Origin of the sequence: Bacteroides mediterraneensis, from assembly GCF_025993685.1 — a bacterium.
Lineage (GTDB): Bacteria > Bacteroidota > Bacteroidia > Bacteroidales > Bacteroidaceae > Phocaeicola > Phocaeicola mediterraneensis_A.
Map to the genome: position 1 here is coordinate 3,152,619 of NZ_DAJPEN010000001.1, position 18,474 is coordinate 3,171,092.

Genomic DNA, 18,474 nt, shown 5'->3' on the forward strand with positions numbered 1-18,474 from the left:
AAATTCTTGCGTATGAAAAAAAGATATGTATTCCAAGCGCTTATGCTGATTTGTCTCACCGCCTGTGAAGATAAAGACGACTTTGATGCAACCGGTACTTTTGAAGCAACTGAGATTGTGGTCTCTTCCGAAGCCTCCGGAAAGCTCTTCTATCTGAATGCGGAAGAAGGGATGCACTTTACCCAAGGCACTGAAGTGGGGCTGGTGGACACCGTACAGCTCTACCTGAAAAAACGACAGCTGGAGGCACAGATGAAATCCGTGGAAAGCCAACGCCCCGACATTCATCGGCAGATTGCCGCCACCAAGGAACAAATCGCCACCGCACAACGGGAACGCAACCGAGTGGAAAACCTGCTGAAAGCACAGGCGGCTAACCGCAAACAACTGGATGACTGGGACGCCCAGCTGGCGGTACTCAACCGGCAACTGGAGGCACAGGTGTCGTCATTAGGAAACACCACTGCCAGCCTGACGGAACAAAGCTCGTCGGTAGCCATCCAAGTGGCACAAATCGAAGACCAGCTCAAGAAATGCCATATCACCACCCCGATAAGCGGAACAATTCTGGCCAAATACGCCGAACCGGGAGAACTGGCCACCCTCGGGAAGCCGCTGTTCAAGATAGCCGACACGGAACACATCTTCCTGCGGGCCTACGTCACCTCCCGGCAACTGGCCTCCGTAAAACTGGGAAGCGAGGTCACGGTATTTGCCGACTTCGGCGATGCACAACGGAACACCTACCCCGGCAAAGTGACCTGGATTTCCGAAGAAGCCGAATTCACCCCGAAAACCATCCTGACCGATGACGAACGCGCCAACCAGGTCTATGCTGTCAAGATAGCCGTCCACAACGACGGCCACATCAAACTGGGAATGTACGGCGAAGTCAAATTCTGAAAGAAGCACATAAATGGAAACCCTTATTGAAGTCAGCCACGTAAGCAAAAACTATGGAAAGGTACAGGCCCTGCGCAACGTATCTTTCCAGGTGAAACAAGGCGAACTGTTCGGTCTCATCGGTCCCGACGGCTCCGGAAAGAGTACACTCTTCCGCATCCTGACCACTCTACTGAAACCGGACCAGGGAACGGCTCATGTACTGCATGCCGACGTATTGGCCGACTTCCGCACCATCCGACGAAGCGTAGGCTACATGCCGGGACGTTTCTCCTTGTACCAAGACCTGACTGTGGAAGAAAACCTGCGTTTCTTTGCCACCGTCTTTCACACCACTGTGAAAGAGAACTACGAACGGATTCGGCCGATTTACGAACAGATTGCTCCGTTCAAAAACCGGCGAGCCGGAGCCCTGTCGGGAGGTATGAAGCAAAAGCTGGCATTGTGTTGCGCGCTGGTCCATGCTCCCAGAATCCTGTTTCTGGATGAGCCGACCACCGGAGTAGACCCTGTATCCCGCAGGGAATTCTGGGAGATGCTGGCCCGTCTCCGTCAGGAAGGCATCACTCTCGTGGTATCCACCCCTTTCATGGACGAAGCCCGACAATGCGACCGCGTGGCCTTCCTGTATGAAGGAGAAATCAAAGGTATCGACCGCCCGGAAACCATCCTGACACGGTTCAGCGACATTCTGTGTCCTCCCGGACTTAAGCGAAAAGCAGCAGTCGGAAACGCCGCCCCCCTCATTCAGGTAGACAATCTGGTCAAACGGTTCGGCACTTTTACCGCGGTCGACCATATCTCTTTCTCGGTACAGCGGGGAGAGGTTTTCGGCTTTTTGGGAGCCAATGGGGCCGGAAAAACCACCGCCATGCGTATTCTCTGCGGACTCAGTCTGCCTTCCGAAGGGAAAGCGGAAGTGATGGGGTTCGATGTCCGGACCCAGAGTGAGGAGATAAAACGACGAATCGGCTACATGAGCCAGAAGTTTTCGCTGTATGAAGACCTAACGGTCCGCGAGAATCTCCGCCTGTTCGGAGGTATCTACGGGGTCAATGCCAAAGAAATTACGACCCGCACCGAAGAGACCTTACGGCGTATCGGCCTCTACGAGGAGCAACATACCTTGGTCCGTTCCCTGCCGCTAGGCTGGAAACAACGGTTGGCCTTCTCGGTAGCTATCTTTCACCGCCCGGAACTGGTTTTTCTGGATGAACCGACCGGAGGTGTGGACCCGGCCACCCGCCGCCAGTTCTGGGGACTGATTTATCAGGCTGCCGACCAGGGAATCACCATTTTCGTCACCACGCACTACATGGACGAAGCAGAATATTGCGACCGCATTTCCATGATGGTGGACGGACATATCCGCGCCTTGGATACTCCCGACGGACTGAAAGCCCGTTTTCAAGCCCGAAACATGGACGAAGTGTTCCAGAAACTGGCCCGCGATGCCCAACGGGGAGACGCGGCTTTTACTCACGCTCAAACCGAACGACCATGAAACAGTTTATCGCTTTTGTCAGAAAAGAATTCCATCACATTCTGCGCGACCGGCGCACCATGCTGATACTGATAGGAATGCCGATTATACAGATTATCCTTTTCGGCTTTGCCATCTCTACCGAGGTGCGCAATGTCCAGACTGCCGTATTGGCTCCCTCCCTTCAGACGGATATACGGAAACTGGTAGAGCAACTGGATGCCAGTGAGTATTTCACGGTAAAACATGTCGTCCAGTCTCCCGATGAGATTGAGCGGCTGTTCCGGCGCAACCAGATAGAGCTGGCCGTCATTTTTCCGTCCGACCTGCACCGTTTCCGCTTCAATTCCGCACAGATACAGATTCTGGCCGACGCCACGGAACCCAACCTGGCAGTCACCCGGAGTACGTATGCCCAAACCATTCTCCGACAAGCCCTGCAAACCATCCGGCCCGCTGACGCTTTCTCCTCCAAAAGAAGTACGGAAGGGATGCCGATTGTAGCCTACAACAAGCTGCTCTACAACCCGCAGATGAAGAGTGCCTACAACTTCGTGCCAGGAGTTATGGGACTGATTCTGATGCTGATTTGCGCCATGATGACCTCCATTTCAATCGTCCGCGAAAAAGAAACCGGCACAATGGAAGTGCTGTTGGTCTCTCCCGTCAATCCGTTGTTTGTCATCCTTTCGAAAGCCGTGCCCTACTTCATGCTCTCCCTGCTGAACCTGACCACCATCCTGCTGCTTTCGGTCTTTGTGCTCGACGTGCCGATAGCCGGAAGTCTGACGGCCTTGCTGGGAGTCTCCCTGCTGTTCATCTTCGTGTCGCTGGCGCTGGGACTACTGATTTCCTGCGTCACCCATACCCAGGTAGCAGCCCTGCTCGTTTCGGCCATGGTCCTGCTCATCCCGACCATTATCCTGTCGGGTATCATCTTTCCGGTGGAAAGTATGCCGGGTATCCTCCAGGCCCTTTCCTGCCTCATCCCGGCACGCTGGTACGTGGCAGCAGTGCGACGACTGATGATTGAAGGTGTACCCTTTGTCTACGTGTGGAAGGAAGTGGCTGTGTTATGCCTCATGGCCGTAGTCCTGATTGCAGCCACCACCCGCAAATTTAAAAACCGATTGGAATAAACCGCAAGCTTATGATGTTACGTTACCTGATAGAAAAAGAGTTCAAGCAACTGAAACGGAACCGTTTCCTGCCCCGCCTCATTCTGCTGTTTCCCTGCGTGATGATGCTGGTGATGCCTTGGGCCGCCACACTGGAAATCGAGGACTTGCGCATTGCCGTCATTGACCACGACCATAGTCCCTCGTCCCAACAACTGGTACACCGCATCGAGGCCTCCCGTTACTTCCAGCTGACCGCCCTGCCTGCTTCCTACACACAAGGTCTGAATGTCATCGAAAAAGACCAGGTGGACATGCTGCTGGAAATTCCCCGCGGATTTGAGAAAGACCAGGCCCGCGGCCTCAGTCCCTCCGCCCTAATTGCCGTCAACACGGTCAACGGTACCAAAGGAGGACTGGGAAGTGCCTACTTGCAACAGATTCTCAATCCGCAAGCCTTCCCTACTTCCGTGCGCTACCTGTTCAACCCGTACCTCAACTACAAAGTATTCATGGTACCCGCCCTGATGACCTTGATTCTGGTACTGCTCTGCGGCTTCCTGCCAGCCCTGAACGTGGTGAGCGAGAAAGAAGCAGGTACCATCGAGCAAATCAATGTCAGTCCGGTGAGCCGTTTCACCTTTACCCTCGCCAAACTGCTGCCCTACTGGGCCATCGGATTTGTGGTGTTGAACCTGTGCATGCTGCTGGCCTGGCTGGTCTACGGCCTGACTCCCGAAGGAAACATCCTCACCATCTATCTGGCCACACTGATTTTCGCGCTGGTCATGTCGGGACTGGGACTGGTCATCTCCAACTATTCTTCTACCATGCAGCAAGCCATGTTCGTCATGTGGTTTTGCATGCTGATTTTCATTCTGATGAGCGGACTTTTCACTCCTATCAGCAGCATGCCGGAATGGGCACAATACATCACATACCTTAATCCGCTGCGTTACTTTATGGAAATCATGCGCATGGTCTATCTGAAGGGCAGCCACATCGGCGACATCGGCTTCCAGCTTTCCATGCTCTCCACCTTTGCCGTTCTGCTATATGTATGGGCCATCCGCAGCTACCGCAAGCAGCAATAAGCTATCCCGTACTTGACTTCTTACCTTGACACGAACGTGCAACGGTCTCATCACGTTCGTGTCAAGGTCTCGTCACGTCCGTGTCCACCTCTCATCACGCTCGTGTCGAGATAATCAAGCTAAGGGATTTCCCTAAAAATGCCCCTTGCAAGGTCTAGAATTGTAAGTCAGTTATTTCCACCTTACAGAATTATTCAGTAACTTTGCCCGAATCTCTTTTACATAGGACCCATTTGAATATGAGCGAAGATACTTTTGACAAGGACGAAAAGCAAACGGCAAATCTGCCTGAAAAAGAAGAACACTCTGACTACAAACCTGTATCGACCACCGATGAGGCGGTGAAGCACCAGCTGAGCGGCATGTACCAGAACTGGTTTCTGGACTATGCTTCATACGTGATTCTGGAGCGTGCCGTACCCCACATCAACGACGGACTGAAGCCGGTGCAGCGACGCATTCTCCACTCCATGAAACGTCTGGATGACGGACGCTACAACAAGGTGGCCAACATCGTGGGACACACCATGCAGTTTCATCCGCACGGAGATGCTTCCATCGGAGACGCCCTTGTGCAACTGGGACAGAAAGACCTGCTCATCGACTGCCAGGGAAACTGGGGTAACATCCTGACGGGCGACAGCGCAGCAGCTCCCCGTTACATCGAAGCCCGGCTGTCCAAATTCGCCCTCGACGTGGTGTTCAACCCGAAAACCACGGAATGGCAGGCTTCCTACGACGGAAGAAACCGGGAACCGGTCACTCTGCCGGTAAAATTCCCGCTGCTGCTGGCTCAGGGGGTGGAAGGTATCGCCGTGGGACTTTCTTCCAAGATTCTTCCCCATAACTTCAACGAATTGTGTGATGCGGCCATTGCCTACCTGCACGGAGAGGACTTCCAGCTCTATCCGGACTTCCAGACAGGGGGCTCCATCGATGTGTCCCGCTACAACGACGGGGAAAGAGGGGGCGTAGTACGCGTACGGGCCAAGATTTCCAAACTCGACAACAAGACCCTGTGCATCAGCGAGATTCCTTACGGGAAGACCACATCGTCTCTGATTGACTCCATTCTGAAGGCCATCGAAAAGGGAAAAATCAAGGTTAGGAAGGTAGACGACAACACGGCCGGAAAGGTAGAAATTCTGGTACATCTGACGCCGGGTGTATCGTCCGACAAGACACTCGACGCTCTATACGCCTTTACAGACTGCGAGGTGAACATCTCACCCAACTGCTGTGTCATCGACAACAAGAAACCGCATTTCCTCTCGGTGAGCAAAGTGCTGAAAAAATCTGTCGACAACACACTGGCCCTGCTCCGGAAAGAACTGGAAATTCAGCGGGACGAAACGCTGGAAACCTTGCATTTTGCTTCCTTGGAGAAAATCTTCATCGAAGAGCGGATTTACAAGGACAAGCAATTCGAACAGGCAGAGTCCATGGATGCAGCCTGCGAGCACATTGACGAACGGTTGACTCCCTTCTATCCACAGTTCGTGCGCGAAGTGACGAAAGAAGACATCCTCAAACTGATGGAAATCAAAATGGCACGTATCCTCAAGTTCAACAAAGACAAGGCAGACGAATTCATCGCCCGTCTGAAAGCCCAACTGGAGGAGATTGACAACCACTTGGCACACATCACGGAATATACCATCGACTGGTACCAGCACCTGAAAGAGAAATATGGCAAGAATTTCCCACGCCGTACAGAAATCCGCAACTTCGACACCATCGTGGCTACCAAAGTGGCGGAAGCCAACGAGAAGCTGTACATCAACCGAGAGGAGGGCTTCATCGGTACAGGGCTGAAAAAAGACGAGTATGTGTGCAACTGTTCCGACATCGACGATGTGATTATCTTCTACAAGGACGGAAAATACAAGATTGTCCGCGTGTCCGACAAACTGTTTGTCGGCAAGAACATCCTGTATGTCAATGTATTCAAAAAGAACGACAAACGTACCATCTACAACGTCATTTACCGTGACGGAAAGGATGGGTATTATTATATCAAACGCTTCAATGTGACCTCCATCATCCGCGACCGGGAGTACGACGTGACACAAGGTACACCAGGCTCCAAGATTGTCTACTTCACGGCCAATCCCAACGGAGAAGCGGAAGTCATCCGGGTCATCCTGCGTCCGACACCCCGCATCAAGAAACCGACCTTCGAGAAGGATTTCAGTACCATCCACATCAAGGGCAAGCAATCGATGGGTAACCTGCTCACCAAGGCCGAGGTACACAAAATCAGCCTGAAGCAGAAAGGCGGTTCCACCCTCGGTGGCAGAAAGGTCTGGTTCGACCACGACGTGCTACGGCTCAACTACGACGGCAGAGGACAATACCTGGGCGAATTCCAAAGCGATGAAAGCATCCTGGTGGTTCAGAAAAACGGAGAATTCTACACCACGAACTTCGACCTGAGCAACCATTACGATCCGGATATCCTTTGCATTGAAAAGTTCAATCCCGACAAGGTATGGACAGCCGTACTCTATGATGCCGACCAACAGAATTATCCGTACCTGAAACGGTTCACCTTCGAAGCGACCAACAAGAAACAGAATTTCCTGGGCGACAACAAACATACACAGCTCATCCTGCTGACTTGTCAGGTGTACCCGCGCATACAAGTTGATTTCGGCGGGCACGACAGCTTCCGGGAAGCACTCGTACTGGAAGCCAGCGACTTTGTGGGCGTCAAAAGCTTCAAGGCCAAGGGCAAGCGTCTGACCACCTATACCGTCGAACGGATTACCGAGCTGGAACCGACCCGCATGCCGGAGCCGGAACCGGAAGAACCGGAAAAGGATGAGGAAGACGGAACAGAAGAAGAGGACATCCAGGAAGACGACGGACAAATGAAACTCTTTTAATCGCATGAAACGAATTATCTTTCTACTCTACGCCTGCCTGTCTGTCCTCATGCTCCATGCACAGGAAGACAGTCTGCGTGCGACCCGCTACGTGATGCGTTCCGTACTCTACGGAGCAGGCGTGAGCAACGTACTCGACACGTATCTTTCTCCACTGGAATACAAAGGGCCGGAGGTACGTATCCTGCGTGAGAATATGCGCATGACCCGGCTGATGAACGGAAACGTATCGGCACAGAATCTGTTGCAAGCCCATGTGTCGTACACGCACAATCCCAGCAAGACAGGTTATATGTATGCCGGACTGCTGAACTGGAGTTATGCTCTCCACTATCAGTTCCGTCTCAGTGAGCAGTTGAAGCTGCTGGCCGGCCCGACAATTGACCTGAACGGGGGATTCGTGTACAATACGCGCAATTCCAATAACCCGGCACAGGCCAAGGTGTACGGAAGTTTGGGCCTCTCCGGCATGGCTATCTACAAGTTCCACATCGGCCACTATCCGCTGGTAGCACGTTACCAGGCCAACCTTCCGTTGCTGGGTACCATGTTCTCTCCCGAATTCGGACAGTCCTACTACGAAATGTTCTCCTTGGGATACAAAGGAAAGAATGTCCTGTTTACCTCCCTCCACAACAGCCCTTCCCTCCGTCAGATGATAACCCTCGACTTCCCTATCCGGAAGGTCACAATGCGTGTAGCCTATGTCTGCGATCTCCAGCAAGCCAAGGTCAACCACCTGAAATACCATACTTACTCACATGATTTCATGATTGGCTTCGTGAAGAATTTCCACCTGCTGAAAGGCAAGAACCGAATCACCATGCCTTCAAACGTTACTCCCTACTGATATGAAGAAAATATATCATTTCCACTTATACGGCCTCCTGCTGGTGCTGACCTACACCTTATTCTCTTCGTGTATCCGTGAAGACATACAGGGCAATACACCGGAAGCCAATTTCGAATCGCTCTGGAAAATCATCGACGAGCAATATTGTTTCCTGGATTACAAAAAGGAAGTGTATGGTCTGGACTGGGACGAAGTACACACCCGCTATGCGAAACGGATTTCTCCGTCGATGAGCTGGGAAGCACTTTTTGAAGTTCTTTCAGATATGGTCAACGAACTCAGAGACGGCCATGTGAATCTGAGCAGCTCCTTAGGCAGCTCGCAATACCGGGAATGGTTTGATGCCTACCCGCGCAATTTCAGCGACAGCATCCAAAGCAATTACCTTAAAAAAAACTATATCATCACTTCCGGACTCACCTACCAGATACTGGACAACAACATCGGTTATGTGTACTGCGAGAGCTTCTCGGACGGTATCGGCGATGGAAATCTGGATCAGATGCTGAAAAAACTGGAAATCTGCGACGGAGTGATTATCGACGTGCGCAACAACGGAGGGGGTAGCCTGACTACCGCCCAAAAACTGGCCGCCCGCTTTACCAACGAAAAGGTGCTGGTGGGCTACATCCGCCACAAAACGGGACCCGGCCACAATGACTTTTCCGACCCGGAACCGGTGTATCAAGAACCATCCAACAGCATCCGTTGGCAGAAAAAGGCCGTAGTGCTGACCAACCGACGTTCCTACAGTGCCACCAATGACTTTGTCAATACCATGCGGCAGTTCCCCCATGTCACTACCCTGGGAGATACGACCGGAGGCGGTTCCGGTCTGCCGTTCAGTTCCGAAATCCCCAACGGATGGTCCATCCGTTTCTCGGCCAGCCCCATGTTCGACCCGGACATGAACCAGCTGGAGTTCGGTATCGAGCCGGATGTGAAAGTAGACATGACCAGTGAAGACATGCAGCGAGGAAAAGATACACTCATTGAAACCGCCATCAAAATACTAAAGAATTGACCCGCAGATTTGGAGAATCGGGAAATTATTTCTACCTTTGCCTCCGCAAATGCAGAAATCGTTTTCTGTATGCGCCTGTGGCGTAATTGGTAGCCGCGCCAGACTTAGGATCTGGTGTCGTGAGACGTGTAGGTTCGAGTCCTATCAGGCGCACATAGTAAAAATGGATTTAATAAACACGTGTTTATTAAATCCATTTTATTTTGTTATACCCCATAAACTATGCAGACCAGTCGCACGAAAGACCTCACTTCGGGAAATATCACCCAAAGCATGCTTTGTCTAGCTTATCCGCTCATCCTCGGCAACCTGCTCCAGCAGGGATATAATATTGCGGATACACTGATTATCGGCCAGACGCTGGGGGCCAATGCGCTGGCTGCCGTAGGCTCCTCCTACACGCTCATGGTATTCATCACTTCCATTTTCATCGGTCTGTGCATGGGATGCAGTGCCTTGTTCTCCATGCGTTACGGAGCCAAAGATTATGAACTTCTGAAACGTAGCCAAGCAGCCGCTCTACTCATTACGGGCATCGCTACCTTCCTCATTTTCGCTTTCACCATCAGCTGCATCCGTCCTATTATCCAATGGCTGCAAACCCCGGAAGAATTACAGGAAATGACGTACGACTACCTGAAAATTACCTTTATCGGCATCTGGTTCGTCTACCTGTATAATTATTATGCCTACCTCCTGCGGGCATTAGGCAATTCCTTTACACCCCTAGTTTATCTGGCAATCTCCGTCGTATTGAACATCGTACTCGACCTGCTGTTCATCCTTCGACTCGGCTACGGTATCGCAGGAGCGGCCACAGCTACGGTCCTTTCGCAAGCCGTTTCCGCCATCGGACTTTGGCTGTACTGCTGGAGAAAAATTCCGGAAACACGACTTACACGCAAAGACTTCAAGATAAACCGTCCCCTCGTCAGGCAGGTATTTTCGTATGCCTCACTGACTTGCATACAACAATCGGTCATGAACTTTGGTATTCTGATGGTACAGGGGCTGGTTAACAGTTTCGGGACTTCCGTCATGGCTGCGTTCACTGCCGCCGTCAAAATTGATTCCTTTGCTTACATGCCCGTACAGGATTTCGGCAATGCATTCTCTACTTTCACTGCCCAAAACTACGGAGCCGGAAAGAAAGAGCGCATCCTACAAGGCTTCAAAAAAGCGTTCTGGATGACTACGCTTTTCTGCCTGCTTCTCTCAGCGCTTATCTTTCTGACTGCTCCCTGGCTAATGCAGATTTTCATTTCACCGGAAGAAAAAGAAATTATCCGGATTGGAGTAGAATATCTCCGAGTAGAAGGCAGTTTCTACTTAGGTATCGGCTACCTGTTTCTATGGTATGGCTTTTACCGGGCGGTATGCAAGCCTGAAATGTCTATTATCCTGACCATTCTGTCCTTGGGAACCCGTGTAGCCTTAGCCTACCTCTTAGCATCCATTCCTTCCATTGGTGTACACGGTATCTGGTGGTCCATTCCTATCGGCTGGGCATTGGCGGATATCTACGGACAGGTATATTACTGGAAAAAGAAGCGTTACTTACTTGTCCCTCCCACTGTTTCACAATAAAAGACACACCTCTATCCGACACTTTTTCCATCAAAGGCAGAAAGGCAGGACTTGTCTACCATACCAATCTCACCCATTCTTATACTCCCTCAGAGAAGCCTTTCTGTTCCTACATGCCCAGAGAAAAAAATACACAGAAGGTTGCTCGTACGTCACGTCAGTCAGTCTTCTCCACAGAAAACAAAATAACCTGCATACAATAGAGCCCCATCAACTCCAAGGTCTCCTAAAGACATAAAAAAAGGCCGCCTCTAAAGAGACAGCCTTTTCTTGTAAGTATGAAAAACTATTACTGACGCTGAGTAGCTGAATAGTTAATCTTCAAAGCGTATGCCTGACGAAGAGCCTGTTTTACTTCTGTTACGATACCCATCTTGGTATTTGCATCGACCTTCAGGGAAACAGTCATAAACGGTTTATCTTCCTCTTTCATGTTTTCACGTTCCTGATAGATGTAGTCCTGCACTTCTGAAGATTCAGCGAACTTATCGTTCAACTGGATACGGTCGGTAGTACCCATCTTTTTCTGGAACTCCGGCATCGGCTTACCGATGTAGATGAAGGACACCAAAGACTTCTTTTCAAGCTTTTCCAATTCCGTAGCTTGCGGCACCTTGAACTGAACCTTCAACGTAACTTCACGCATGGTTGTTACAATCATGAAGAAGAACAACATGGTAAAGATAAGGTCCGGCAAAGAAGAGGTATTCAACTCCGGCATGCCACGCTTACCTGTCTTATTAAATTTTCCCATGATTATTTTCCTCCATATTTTTTAGGTTCTGCTTCAGAAATCTTCTGCGGATAATAGTCTGTAATAGCTTTCTGCTCGTCTTCAGAACATTCAGCGAATGATTTTCCAAACTGAGACTGAGCCAGTTCGTTACGCAGCTCATTGTAAGCTGCTACCAATTCGTTCTGAACCTGAATATACGCATTGTAGCTAGTACCCACGTCATTCTGCACAGAGATTACATGCTTTTCTGTAATCATTACGTCACCGAAGAACGGAAGATGCTTTGCATGCTTTTCAGGCAAGTTCTCGTCGTTATTCGGGTTGGCAATGAATTCTTTTGCCTTTTGTCTCAACTGTCTGATGTCAGACCATTCTCCACCGACCATCAGTTGGTCGTCCTTGTTCAAACGAACCTGAAGAACGTTTCTTTCCTTTACAATAATATCATCTTTCTGATCCTTGTTTTCAGGTGGAGGCGGCAAACGTCTCGCCAAACCACGGTCAGTATCCATTGATGTTGTAATAAGGAAGAAAATAAGCAACATGAAGGCAATATCGGCCGTAGAACTTGAGTTGATTCCCGGCACTGCTCTTTTCTTTTTTGCCATTTGACTTACTCCTTATATTTTAATTAAACTTCAATGATGATATTATTTCTTCAAAATTCCAGACAAGTTGATCAATGTACCAAGGGCAGCCAAGCCGAACAATACGTATGTAGAGTACAGCAGCATGTCTGTTACCTTCAGCATAGTGACATTGGTATATTCTGTACCGCCACCCATAACAACTGTTTCAGAAGAACCGAGGTTATAAGTTACAATCAGCAATACAACCAACAGAATCAATCCAATCAATGATTTGATAGCTCCTTTCGGATTATCTTTCAACGCTCCGCCAAACTGTGCAATAGCTCCTATAAGAGTTGCGATAACAGTAATTGCAAACATACCATACATCAGGTACATCAGGGCCGGAGTGTTAGCCGGTTCAACCAAACCAGCTGCATTTGTTTCGCTGTATCCTACTCCGTAGAACATGCCCAGCACCACCAGAATCAGTGCGATGCATACATAGAATACGTAGTATGATACTTTATATGATAATTTAGCCATTGTTCTTATTATTTTTTGTATTTCAAGTTGTACTTCATGATCATATCAAGCAATGTGATAGAAGAATCTTCCATCTGGCTTGTAATAGCTTCAATCTTAGACAGGATGTAGTTATAGAATACCTGCAGAATCAAAGCAACGATCAAACCGAAGATAGTAGTAATCAAGGCCACTTTCATACCACCTGCAACAACTGTCGGAGAAATATCACCAGCCTGCTGGATTTGGTCGAACGCCATAACCATACCGATTACAGTACCCAAGAATCCCAGAGACGGAGCCATCGCGATGAACAATGTAATCCAAGAGCATCCTTTTTCAAGGTAACCAGCCTGAACACCACCGTAAGAAACAACTGAACGTTCAACTACGTCCAAGCCTTCGTCGATTCTCATCAAACCCTGATAGCAGATAGAAGCAACAGGACCACGAGTGTTACGGCAGATAGTCTTAGCACCTTCTACATCACCTTTTTCCAAAGCGGCTTCAACCTTAGCCATCAATTTCTTTACGTCTACTTCAGCCAAGCTCAAGTAAATGATACGTTCAATACAGAAAGCCAAACCAAGTACCAATGCGATAGCAACCAAAGACATGAAGCCTGCATCACCTTCGATAAACTTAGTCTTTAATTCTTTGTGCAAACCACCTTCTTCTACTACAGCCGGAGCTGCTGCTGCATCGTCAGCGGCTGCTACTTCTTCTGTCTGAGCCGGAGCTGCGGTAGCTGTAGAATCCTGAGCCATAGCTGTCTGAGTCATTCCAAATGAGAGGACTCCCATCACTGCAAGAATTGCAAATAACTTTTTCATTGTGTGTCTAATTTTTAAGATTAATTAATTAATAGTTTGTTAATTGTTTTTCTCTTATATTGCGGAGAGAACGGGATTCGAACCCGTGATACGCTTTTGGCGTATACACGCTTTCCAGGCGTGCCTCTTCAACCACTCGAGCACCTCTCCTTTTCCAATATCGGGAACAAGTTTCAAACACCCATAACCCCTTTAATTGATTTCAGTCACAAATGTATTCTTTTTTTTCGTCTTACATAACATCCAAACTGCAAAAGTTTTCTTTTAGACCTGAAATTAATAAACTTTAAAAACTTTTCTCCGCATTTGTGAAGACTTTTAAAGCATTTTCCGTGGTTTGGGCCGCTATTTCCGACAAAGGTATGCCATAAATTTCGGAAAGGCGTTCGGCCACCTTTACCAGATGGGCGCTCTCATTCCGCTTTCCCCGATAGGGTACCGGAGCCAGATAAGGCGAATCGGTTTCGAGCACGACCCGGCTTAAAGGCACATTTTTCAACACTTCCGGAAGGGTACTTTTCTTGAAAGTCACTACCCCATTAATGCCGAGCATGAACGATTCATATTCCAACAAACGGGCAGCCTCTTCCGATGAGCCGGTAAAACTGTGGAAAATTCCCCGCAAGGCCGTCTGCTTGTAAGGCTTGAGAATTTCCAGCAGTTCCGGATAAGCTTCCCGGCAATGGATAATCAGAGGCAAGTCGTACTCCAAGGCCCAGTTCAGCTGTTCCTCAAACGCCGCCATCTGCTCCTTGCGGAAAGTCTTGTCCCAATACAAGTCGATTCCCACTTCGCCGATACCATAGAAACGCTGCGGATCAGATGTCAGCCATTGTTTCACCGTCTGCAAACGTTCCTTCCAGTTTTCATCGACCGAAGTAGGGTGAAACCCAATCATCGGATAACAGCAGTCGTATGCGTCGCACAACTTCAGCATAGCCTCCACCGTAGCATCATCAATATTCGGCATGAACAAGCGGGTTACTCCGGCCTCCACCGCCCGGATTACAGCCAGTTCGCGGTCTTCCTCAAACTCTTCGGTGTACAAATGAGTATGTGTATCAATCAGAGCATTCATCATTTTACAGTTTACGGTCCATCAAACGGCAAACAAAGGCTTTCAGTTCTTCCTTGCGGGCCGATTCTACTTCCACCTGCTCCAACAAAGCCAGGCCTTCCTTATAATACGCATCAATACGGGCATTGCAGCTATCGGCTACACCCACCTTATTATATATAGCCGTCACGGCTTTTATTTTTTCTTCCGGTGCATAGTCTTCCACATGAAGCCAGCCCAGCAATGCCTCTTTATCGTCTTCCTGAGCCTGCGTCATCGCCGTAATCTGCATAAAGGTCTTTTTATTACAAAGGATGTCGCCTCCGATTTTCTTGCCAAAGACAGCCGGATCACCATACACGTCGAGGTAATCGTCCTGCAACTGGAAAGCCAGTCCCATCTTCACCCCGAAATCATAGAGAAGTTCCGCATCTTTTTCCGGCGCCCCTCCCAGGATGGCTCCGATTTTCAGGGCTGCCGCCAGCAGTACAGAAGTTTTCAGACGAATCATTTCAAGGTATTGCTCAACCGTCACATCCGTCAGCTGTTCAAATTCCATATCCCACTGCTGTCCTTCACACACCTCCAATGCGGTACGGCTGAACACCTCCATCACCTTTCCCACGTATTCTGCCGGACATTGCTGCATCATGAACTGATAGGAAAGAATCAGCATGGCATCTCCCGAAAGGATGGCCGTGTTCTCGTTCCACCGTTTATGTACGGTCGGCTTGTTGCGCCGCATATCGGCCTTGTCCATCAAATCATCGTGCAACAGCGTAAAGTTATGATAGGTTTCAATACCAGCGGCCTGCGGGAATATACGCTCCACATCATCCTTGTACAGATTATAAGCCAACAGCATCAGTACCGGACGCAGACGTTTCCCGCCCAGCCCCAGCACATACTCTATCGGTTCGTACAACCCCATCGGTTTCCGCTTGTAAGAAAGCTGGCCGATGTACTCATGGATTTGCTGCAACAGTTGTTCGCTTGTATATTGTTTCATGGAAATAAGTTTTAATAAAAGGGGAAAAAAGAAAGGCTGCAAAAATGCAGCCTTTACTTCAATTTATACTATCAATAGATTACTGCAACTTAAAGGTTACAGGCACGGTGTATTTCACACGTACAGCTTTACCACGCTGCTTACCTGGTTTCCATTTCGGCATCATCTTGATTACGCGGAGTGCTTCCTTATCCAAGTACGGGTCTACACTACGCATAACCACCGGGTCTACGATAGAACCATCCTGGTTAACGACGAACTGGATGATTACACGTCCCTGCACACCGTTTTCCTGTGCGATAGTCGGATACTTGATGTTCTTGCTGATGAACTTCAAACATTCAGCCATACCACCCGGGAATTCCGGCATCTCTTCTACGACCTGGAAAATCTGCTGTTCTTCCGGTTCTTCTTCTTCTACTTCAACCGGCACATACTTGATTTCCACAGCCTGATTGTTTTCCTCACTTGACTGGATAGTAGATTCTTCTACATTTGCATCATTTTCTGCAATCTGCAATACTTCTTCTACTTTCGGAGCTTCAGGAGGAGGGGGAGCTTGTTTCTGTTCCTCCTGTTCAGTGATAGGAATCATTTCTTCCTCAAAAATTGGTTCGGTGATACCGGTATCGGTAGTGACTTGTTTATCACGTTCTGTCCATTCGAACGCCACAAACATCGCTGCCAAGATCAGTACGAAACCTACCAATAACCACGTGGTCTTTTTACCCTCGAGGTCCGCTTTAGGCGATTTCTTGACTTCCATAAATGTGTTTATTAAAAAGGTTAATACTTTATACGTGGCAAAGGTAACACAAATCTTCAGAAATTCACTCTCCCGAAGTAAAAATAATGTAAAACAATGATTTTTTTATTTCACACCTGAATTAAGCAGAAAGCCCAACGTCAAATTCTCTGTTTCACACTGTGGGATATAAAAACCACACTGTGGGATATATATTTCACACTGTGGGATACAAATCCCTTAGTGTGAAACAGAAAATATAAAGAAGAAATCTACTCTATACAAAGAAAGGTTTTAACGTTTATGCACATGCCGTTTCTTACTTCCTATTATTAAATAGGAGAATTGCTAAAAACTTTACTCAAAAACATCCACATACAAAGGATTTACACTATCTTTGCCCCTATTCCAATCAATTTTATTGCAACCAACACATGAAAAAGATTATCATTGCCATCGATGGTTTCTCTTCCTGCGGGAAAAGTACCATGGCTAAGGATTTAGCCAAAGAAATCGGTTACATTTATATAGACAGCGGAGCCATGTATCGGGCCGTCACGCTGTATTGCCTGGAAAACGGACTGTTCAATGCCGACGGAAGCATCCGTGAAGAAGACCTGCGCCAGCAGATGGACCGGATTCACATTTCGTTCCAGCTCAACCCGGAAACCCAGCGCCCGGTGACCTTCCTCAACGGGAAAAATGTAGAAGAACGTATCCGCACCATGGAAGTTTCGTCCCATGTCAGCCCCGTATCTGCCCTTGGTTTCGTACGTGAGGCGCTCGTACGCCAGCAACAGGAAATGGGCAAGGAAAAAGGCATCGTCATGGACGGACGAGACATCGGTACGGCTGTATTTCCCAATGCCGAATTGAAAATATTCGTCACCGCATCCGCGCAAATCCGTGCCCAGCGCCGCTACGAGGAACTCAAGACCAAAGGACAGGAAGCCTCCTTCGATGAAATCCTGCACAATGTGGAAGAACGCGACCGCATTGACCAAAGCCGGGCAGTGAGTCCGCTTCGCAAGGCCGACGACGCCATCCTGCTGGACAACAGCGAGATGACGATTTCCGAACAGAAAGAATGGTTAAAGGAACAATTTGAAAAAGCCACCCATGCATCACGTTGAAATAGACAAGGAGTCAGGTTTCTGCTTCGGAGTGACCACTGCCATCTCCAAAGCGGAAGAAGAGCTGGCAAAGGGAGAACCCTTGTATTGCCTGGGAGATATCGTGCACAACGGACAGGAATGTGAGCGTCTGAAAAAACTGGGTCTGATTACCATCAATCACGAAGAATTTGCCCGCCTGCGGAATGTCAAGGTGCTGCTGCGTGCCCACGGCGAACCGCCCGAGACCTACGAACTGGCCCGCAAAAACCAGATTGAAATCATTGATGCCACCTGCCCGGTCGTGCTACGGCTGCAGAAAAGAATCAAGCAGGAGTATGACACCACTCCCAGCGGCCGGGAACGGCAGATTGTCATCTACGGGAAGAACGGTCATGCCGAGGTGCTGGGGCTGGTAGGACAGACACAAGGGAAGGCCATCGTCATCGAAAAGCTGGAAGAAGTCACCAAGCTCGACATGACGAAAGACATCCGACTGTATTCACAGACCACCAAGTCGCTCGACGAGTTCCGCCAGATTGTATCCTACATTGAGGAGCACATCTCGCCGGAAGCCTCTTTCCAGTATTTCGACACCATTTGCCGGCAAGTGGCCAACCGCATGCCCCACATCCGGGAGTTCGCGGCCAGTCATGACCTGATTTTCTTCGTCTGCGGGCACAAAAGTTCCAACGGAAAGATACTCTTTCAGGAATGCAAGAAAGTCAACCCCAATTCCTATCAAATTGACAAACCTGAGGAAATTGACAAGGACTTATTGTCACATGCACATTCCATTGGAATCTGTGGAGCCACTTCCACGCCGAAATGGTTGATGGAAGCGTGTAAAAAAGTTATAATGAGCGAAGAATAAGCAGAGAAAGTGTCACGGAATAACTACATATTTTGTACTTTTGCTTCATAAAAATCAAACTAAC

17 protein-coding genes and 2 tRNA genes are annotated in these 18,474 nt (G+C 49.0%); 11 read left to right on the top strand and 8 right to left on the bottom strand.

Annotated elements, in window-relative coordinates:
• Positions 1–12: 12 nt before the first annotated feature.
• The 9 genes from OIM59_RS13600 to OIM59_RS13640 all read left to right on the top strand — a co-directional run bounded on the left by OIM59_RS13600 (position 13) and on the right by OIM59_RS13640 (position 10,950).
• Complete coding sequence (locus OIM59_RS13600) at positions 13–903, top strand: HlyD family secretion protein (RefSeq protein WP_303897194.1); 891 nt, start codon at positions 13–15, stop codon at positions 901–903.
• 13 nt (positions 904–916) lie between these two features.
• On the top strand, positions 917–2,407 hold the full coding sequence (locus OIM59_RS13605; protein ID WP_303897195.1) for an ATP-binding cassette domain-containing protein: 1,491 nt from the start codon (positions 917–919) through the stop codon (positions 2,405–2,407).
• On the top strand, positions 2,404–3,525 hold the full coding sequence (locus OIM59_RS13610) for an ABC transporter permease (RefSeq protein WP_303897197.1): 1,122 nt from the start codon (positions 2,404–2,406) through the stop codon (positions 3,523–3,525). The genes OIM59_RS13605 and OIM59_RS13610 overlap by 4 nt, the downstream gene beginning before the upstream one ends.
• 14 nt (positions 3,526–3,539) lie before the next feature.
• The gene (locus OIM59_RS13615; protein ID WP_303898245.1) at positions 3,540–4,598 is read left to right on the top strand and encodes an ABC transporter permease; all 1,059 of its coding nucleotides are present in this window, start codon (positions 3,540–3,542) and stop codon (positions 4,596–4,598) included.
• 239 nt (positions 4,599–4,837) lie between these two features.
• Complete coding sequence (locus OIM59_RS13620) at positions 4,838–7,486, top strand: DNA gyrase/topoisomerase IV subunit A (RefSeq protein ID WP_303897199.1); 2,649 nt, start codon at positions 4,838–4,840, stop codon at positions 7,484–7,486.
• A gap of 4 nt (positions 7,487–7,490) precedes the next feature.
• On the top strand, positions 7,491–8,336 hold the full coding sequence (locus OIM59_RS13625) for a DUF3316 domain-containing protein (protein WP_303897201.1): 846 nt from the start codon (positions 7,491–7,493) through the stop codon (positions 8,334–8,336).
• Position 8,337: 1 nt separating this feature from the next.
• Positions 8,338–9,363: a S41 family peptidase gene (locus tag OIM59_RS13630; RefSeq protein WP_303897203.1), complete on the top strand. Its 1,026-nt coding sequence runs from the start codon at positions 8,338–8,340 to the stop codon at positions 9,361–9,363.
• A 71-nt stretch (positions 9,364–9,434) separates the two neighbouring features.
• Positions 9,435–9,516, top strand: a tRNA-Leu gene (locus tag OIM59_RS13635).
• 69 nt (positions 9,517–9,585) lie between these two features.
• Positions 9,586–10,950, top strand: coding sequence for an MATE family efflux transporter (locus tag OIM59_RS13640; RefSeq protein WP_303897205.1), 1,365 nt, complete (start codon positions 9,586–9,588; stop codon positions 10,948–10,950).
• 289 nt (positions 10,951–11,239) lie between these two features.
• Here the strand turns inward: OIM59_RS13640 and OIM59_RS13645 are convergent, their stop codons facing one another.
• The 8 genes from OIM59_RS13645 to OIM59_RS13680 all read right to left on the bottom strand — a co-directional run bounded on the left by OIM59_RS13645 (position 11,240) and on the right by OIM59_RS13680 (position 16,445).
• Positions 11,240–11,704, bottom strand: coding sequence for a biopolymer transporter ExbD (locus tag OIM59_RS13645; RefSeq protein ID WP_072543430.1), 465 nt, complete (start codon positions 11,702–11,704; stop codon positions 11,240–11,242).
• 2 nt (positions 11,705–11,706) lie between these two features.
• Positions 11,707–12,294 (bottom strand): biopolymer transporter ExbD, encoded by a 588-nt coding sequence (locus OIM59_RS13650; protein ID WP_299171136.1) that lies wholly within the window; start codon positions 12,292–12,294, stop codon positions 11,707–11,709.
• Between the two features lie 42 nt (positions 12,295–12,336).
• Entirely contained in the window at positions 12,337–12,801 is a 465-nt protein-coding gene (locus OIM59_RS13655) for a hypothetical protein (protein WP_299171133.1), read from the bottom strand.
• A gap of 8 nt (positions 12,802–12,809) precedes the next feature.
• Positions 12,810–13,613: a MotA/TolQ/ExbB proton channel family protein gene (locus OIM59_RS13660; protein ID WP_177863785.1), complete on the bottom strand. Its 804-nt coding sequence runs from the start codon at positions 13,611–13,613 to the stop codon at positions 12,810–12,812.
• 62 nt (positions 13,614–13,675) lie between these two features.
• Positions 13,676–13,763: transfer RNA gene (locus OIM59_RS13665), tRNA-Ser, on the bottom strand.
• A gap of 136 nt (positions 13,764–13,899) precedes the next feature.
• Positions 13,900–14,691: a TatD family hydrolase gene (locus OIM59_RS13670; RefSeq protein ID WP_303897209.1), complete on the bottom strand. Its 792-nt coding sequence runs from the start codon at positions 14,689–14,691 to the stop codon at positions 13,900–13,902.
• Positions 14,692–14,695: 4 nt separating this feature from the next.
• Positions 14,696–15,679 (bottom strand): polyprenyl synthetase family protein, encoded by a 984-nt coding sequence (locus OIM59_RS13675; RefSeq protein ID WP_303897211.1) that lies wholly within the window; start codon positions 15,677–15,679, stop codon positions 14,696–14,698.
• A 79-nt stretch (positions 15,680–15,758) separates the two neighbouring features.
• Positions 15,759–16,445: an energy transducer TonB gene (locus OIM59_RS13680; RefSeq protein ID WP_299171124.1), complete on the bottom strand. Its 687-nt coding sequence runs from the start codon at positions 16,443–16,445 to the stop codon at positions 15,759–15,761.
• 413 nt (positions 16,446–16,858) lie between these two features.
• Here OIM59_RS13680 and cmk point away from each other — a divergent pair, with 413 nt between their 5' ends.
• The gene (cmk, locus tag OIM59_RS13685; RefSeq protein WP_303897214.1) at positions 16,859–17,557 is read left to right on the top strand and encodes a (d)CMP kinase; all 699 of its coding nucleotides are present in this window, start codon (positions 16,859–16,861) and stop codon (positions 17,555–17,557) included.
• Complete coding sequence (locus OIM59_RS13690; RefSeq protein WP_299171119.1) at positions 17,544–18,410, top strand: 4-hydroxy-3-methylbut-2-enyl diphosphate reductase; 867 nt, start codon at positions 17,544–17,546, stop codon at positions 18,408–18,410. Before cmk ends, OIM59_RS13690 begins: the two co-directional genes overlap by 14 nt.
• Positions 18,411–18,474: the final 64 nt, after the last annotated feature.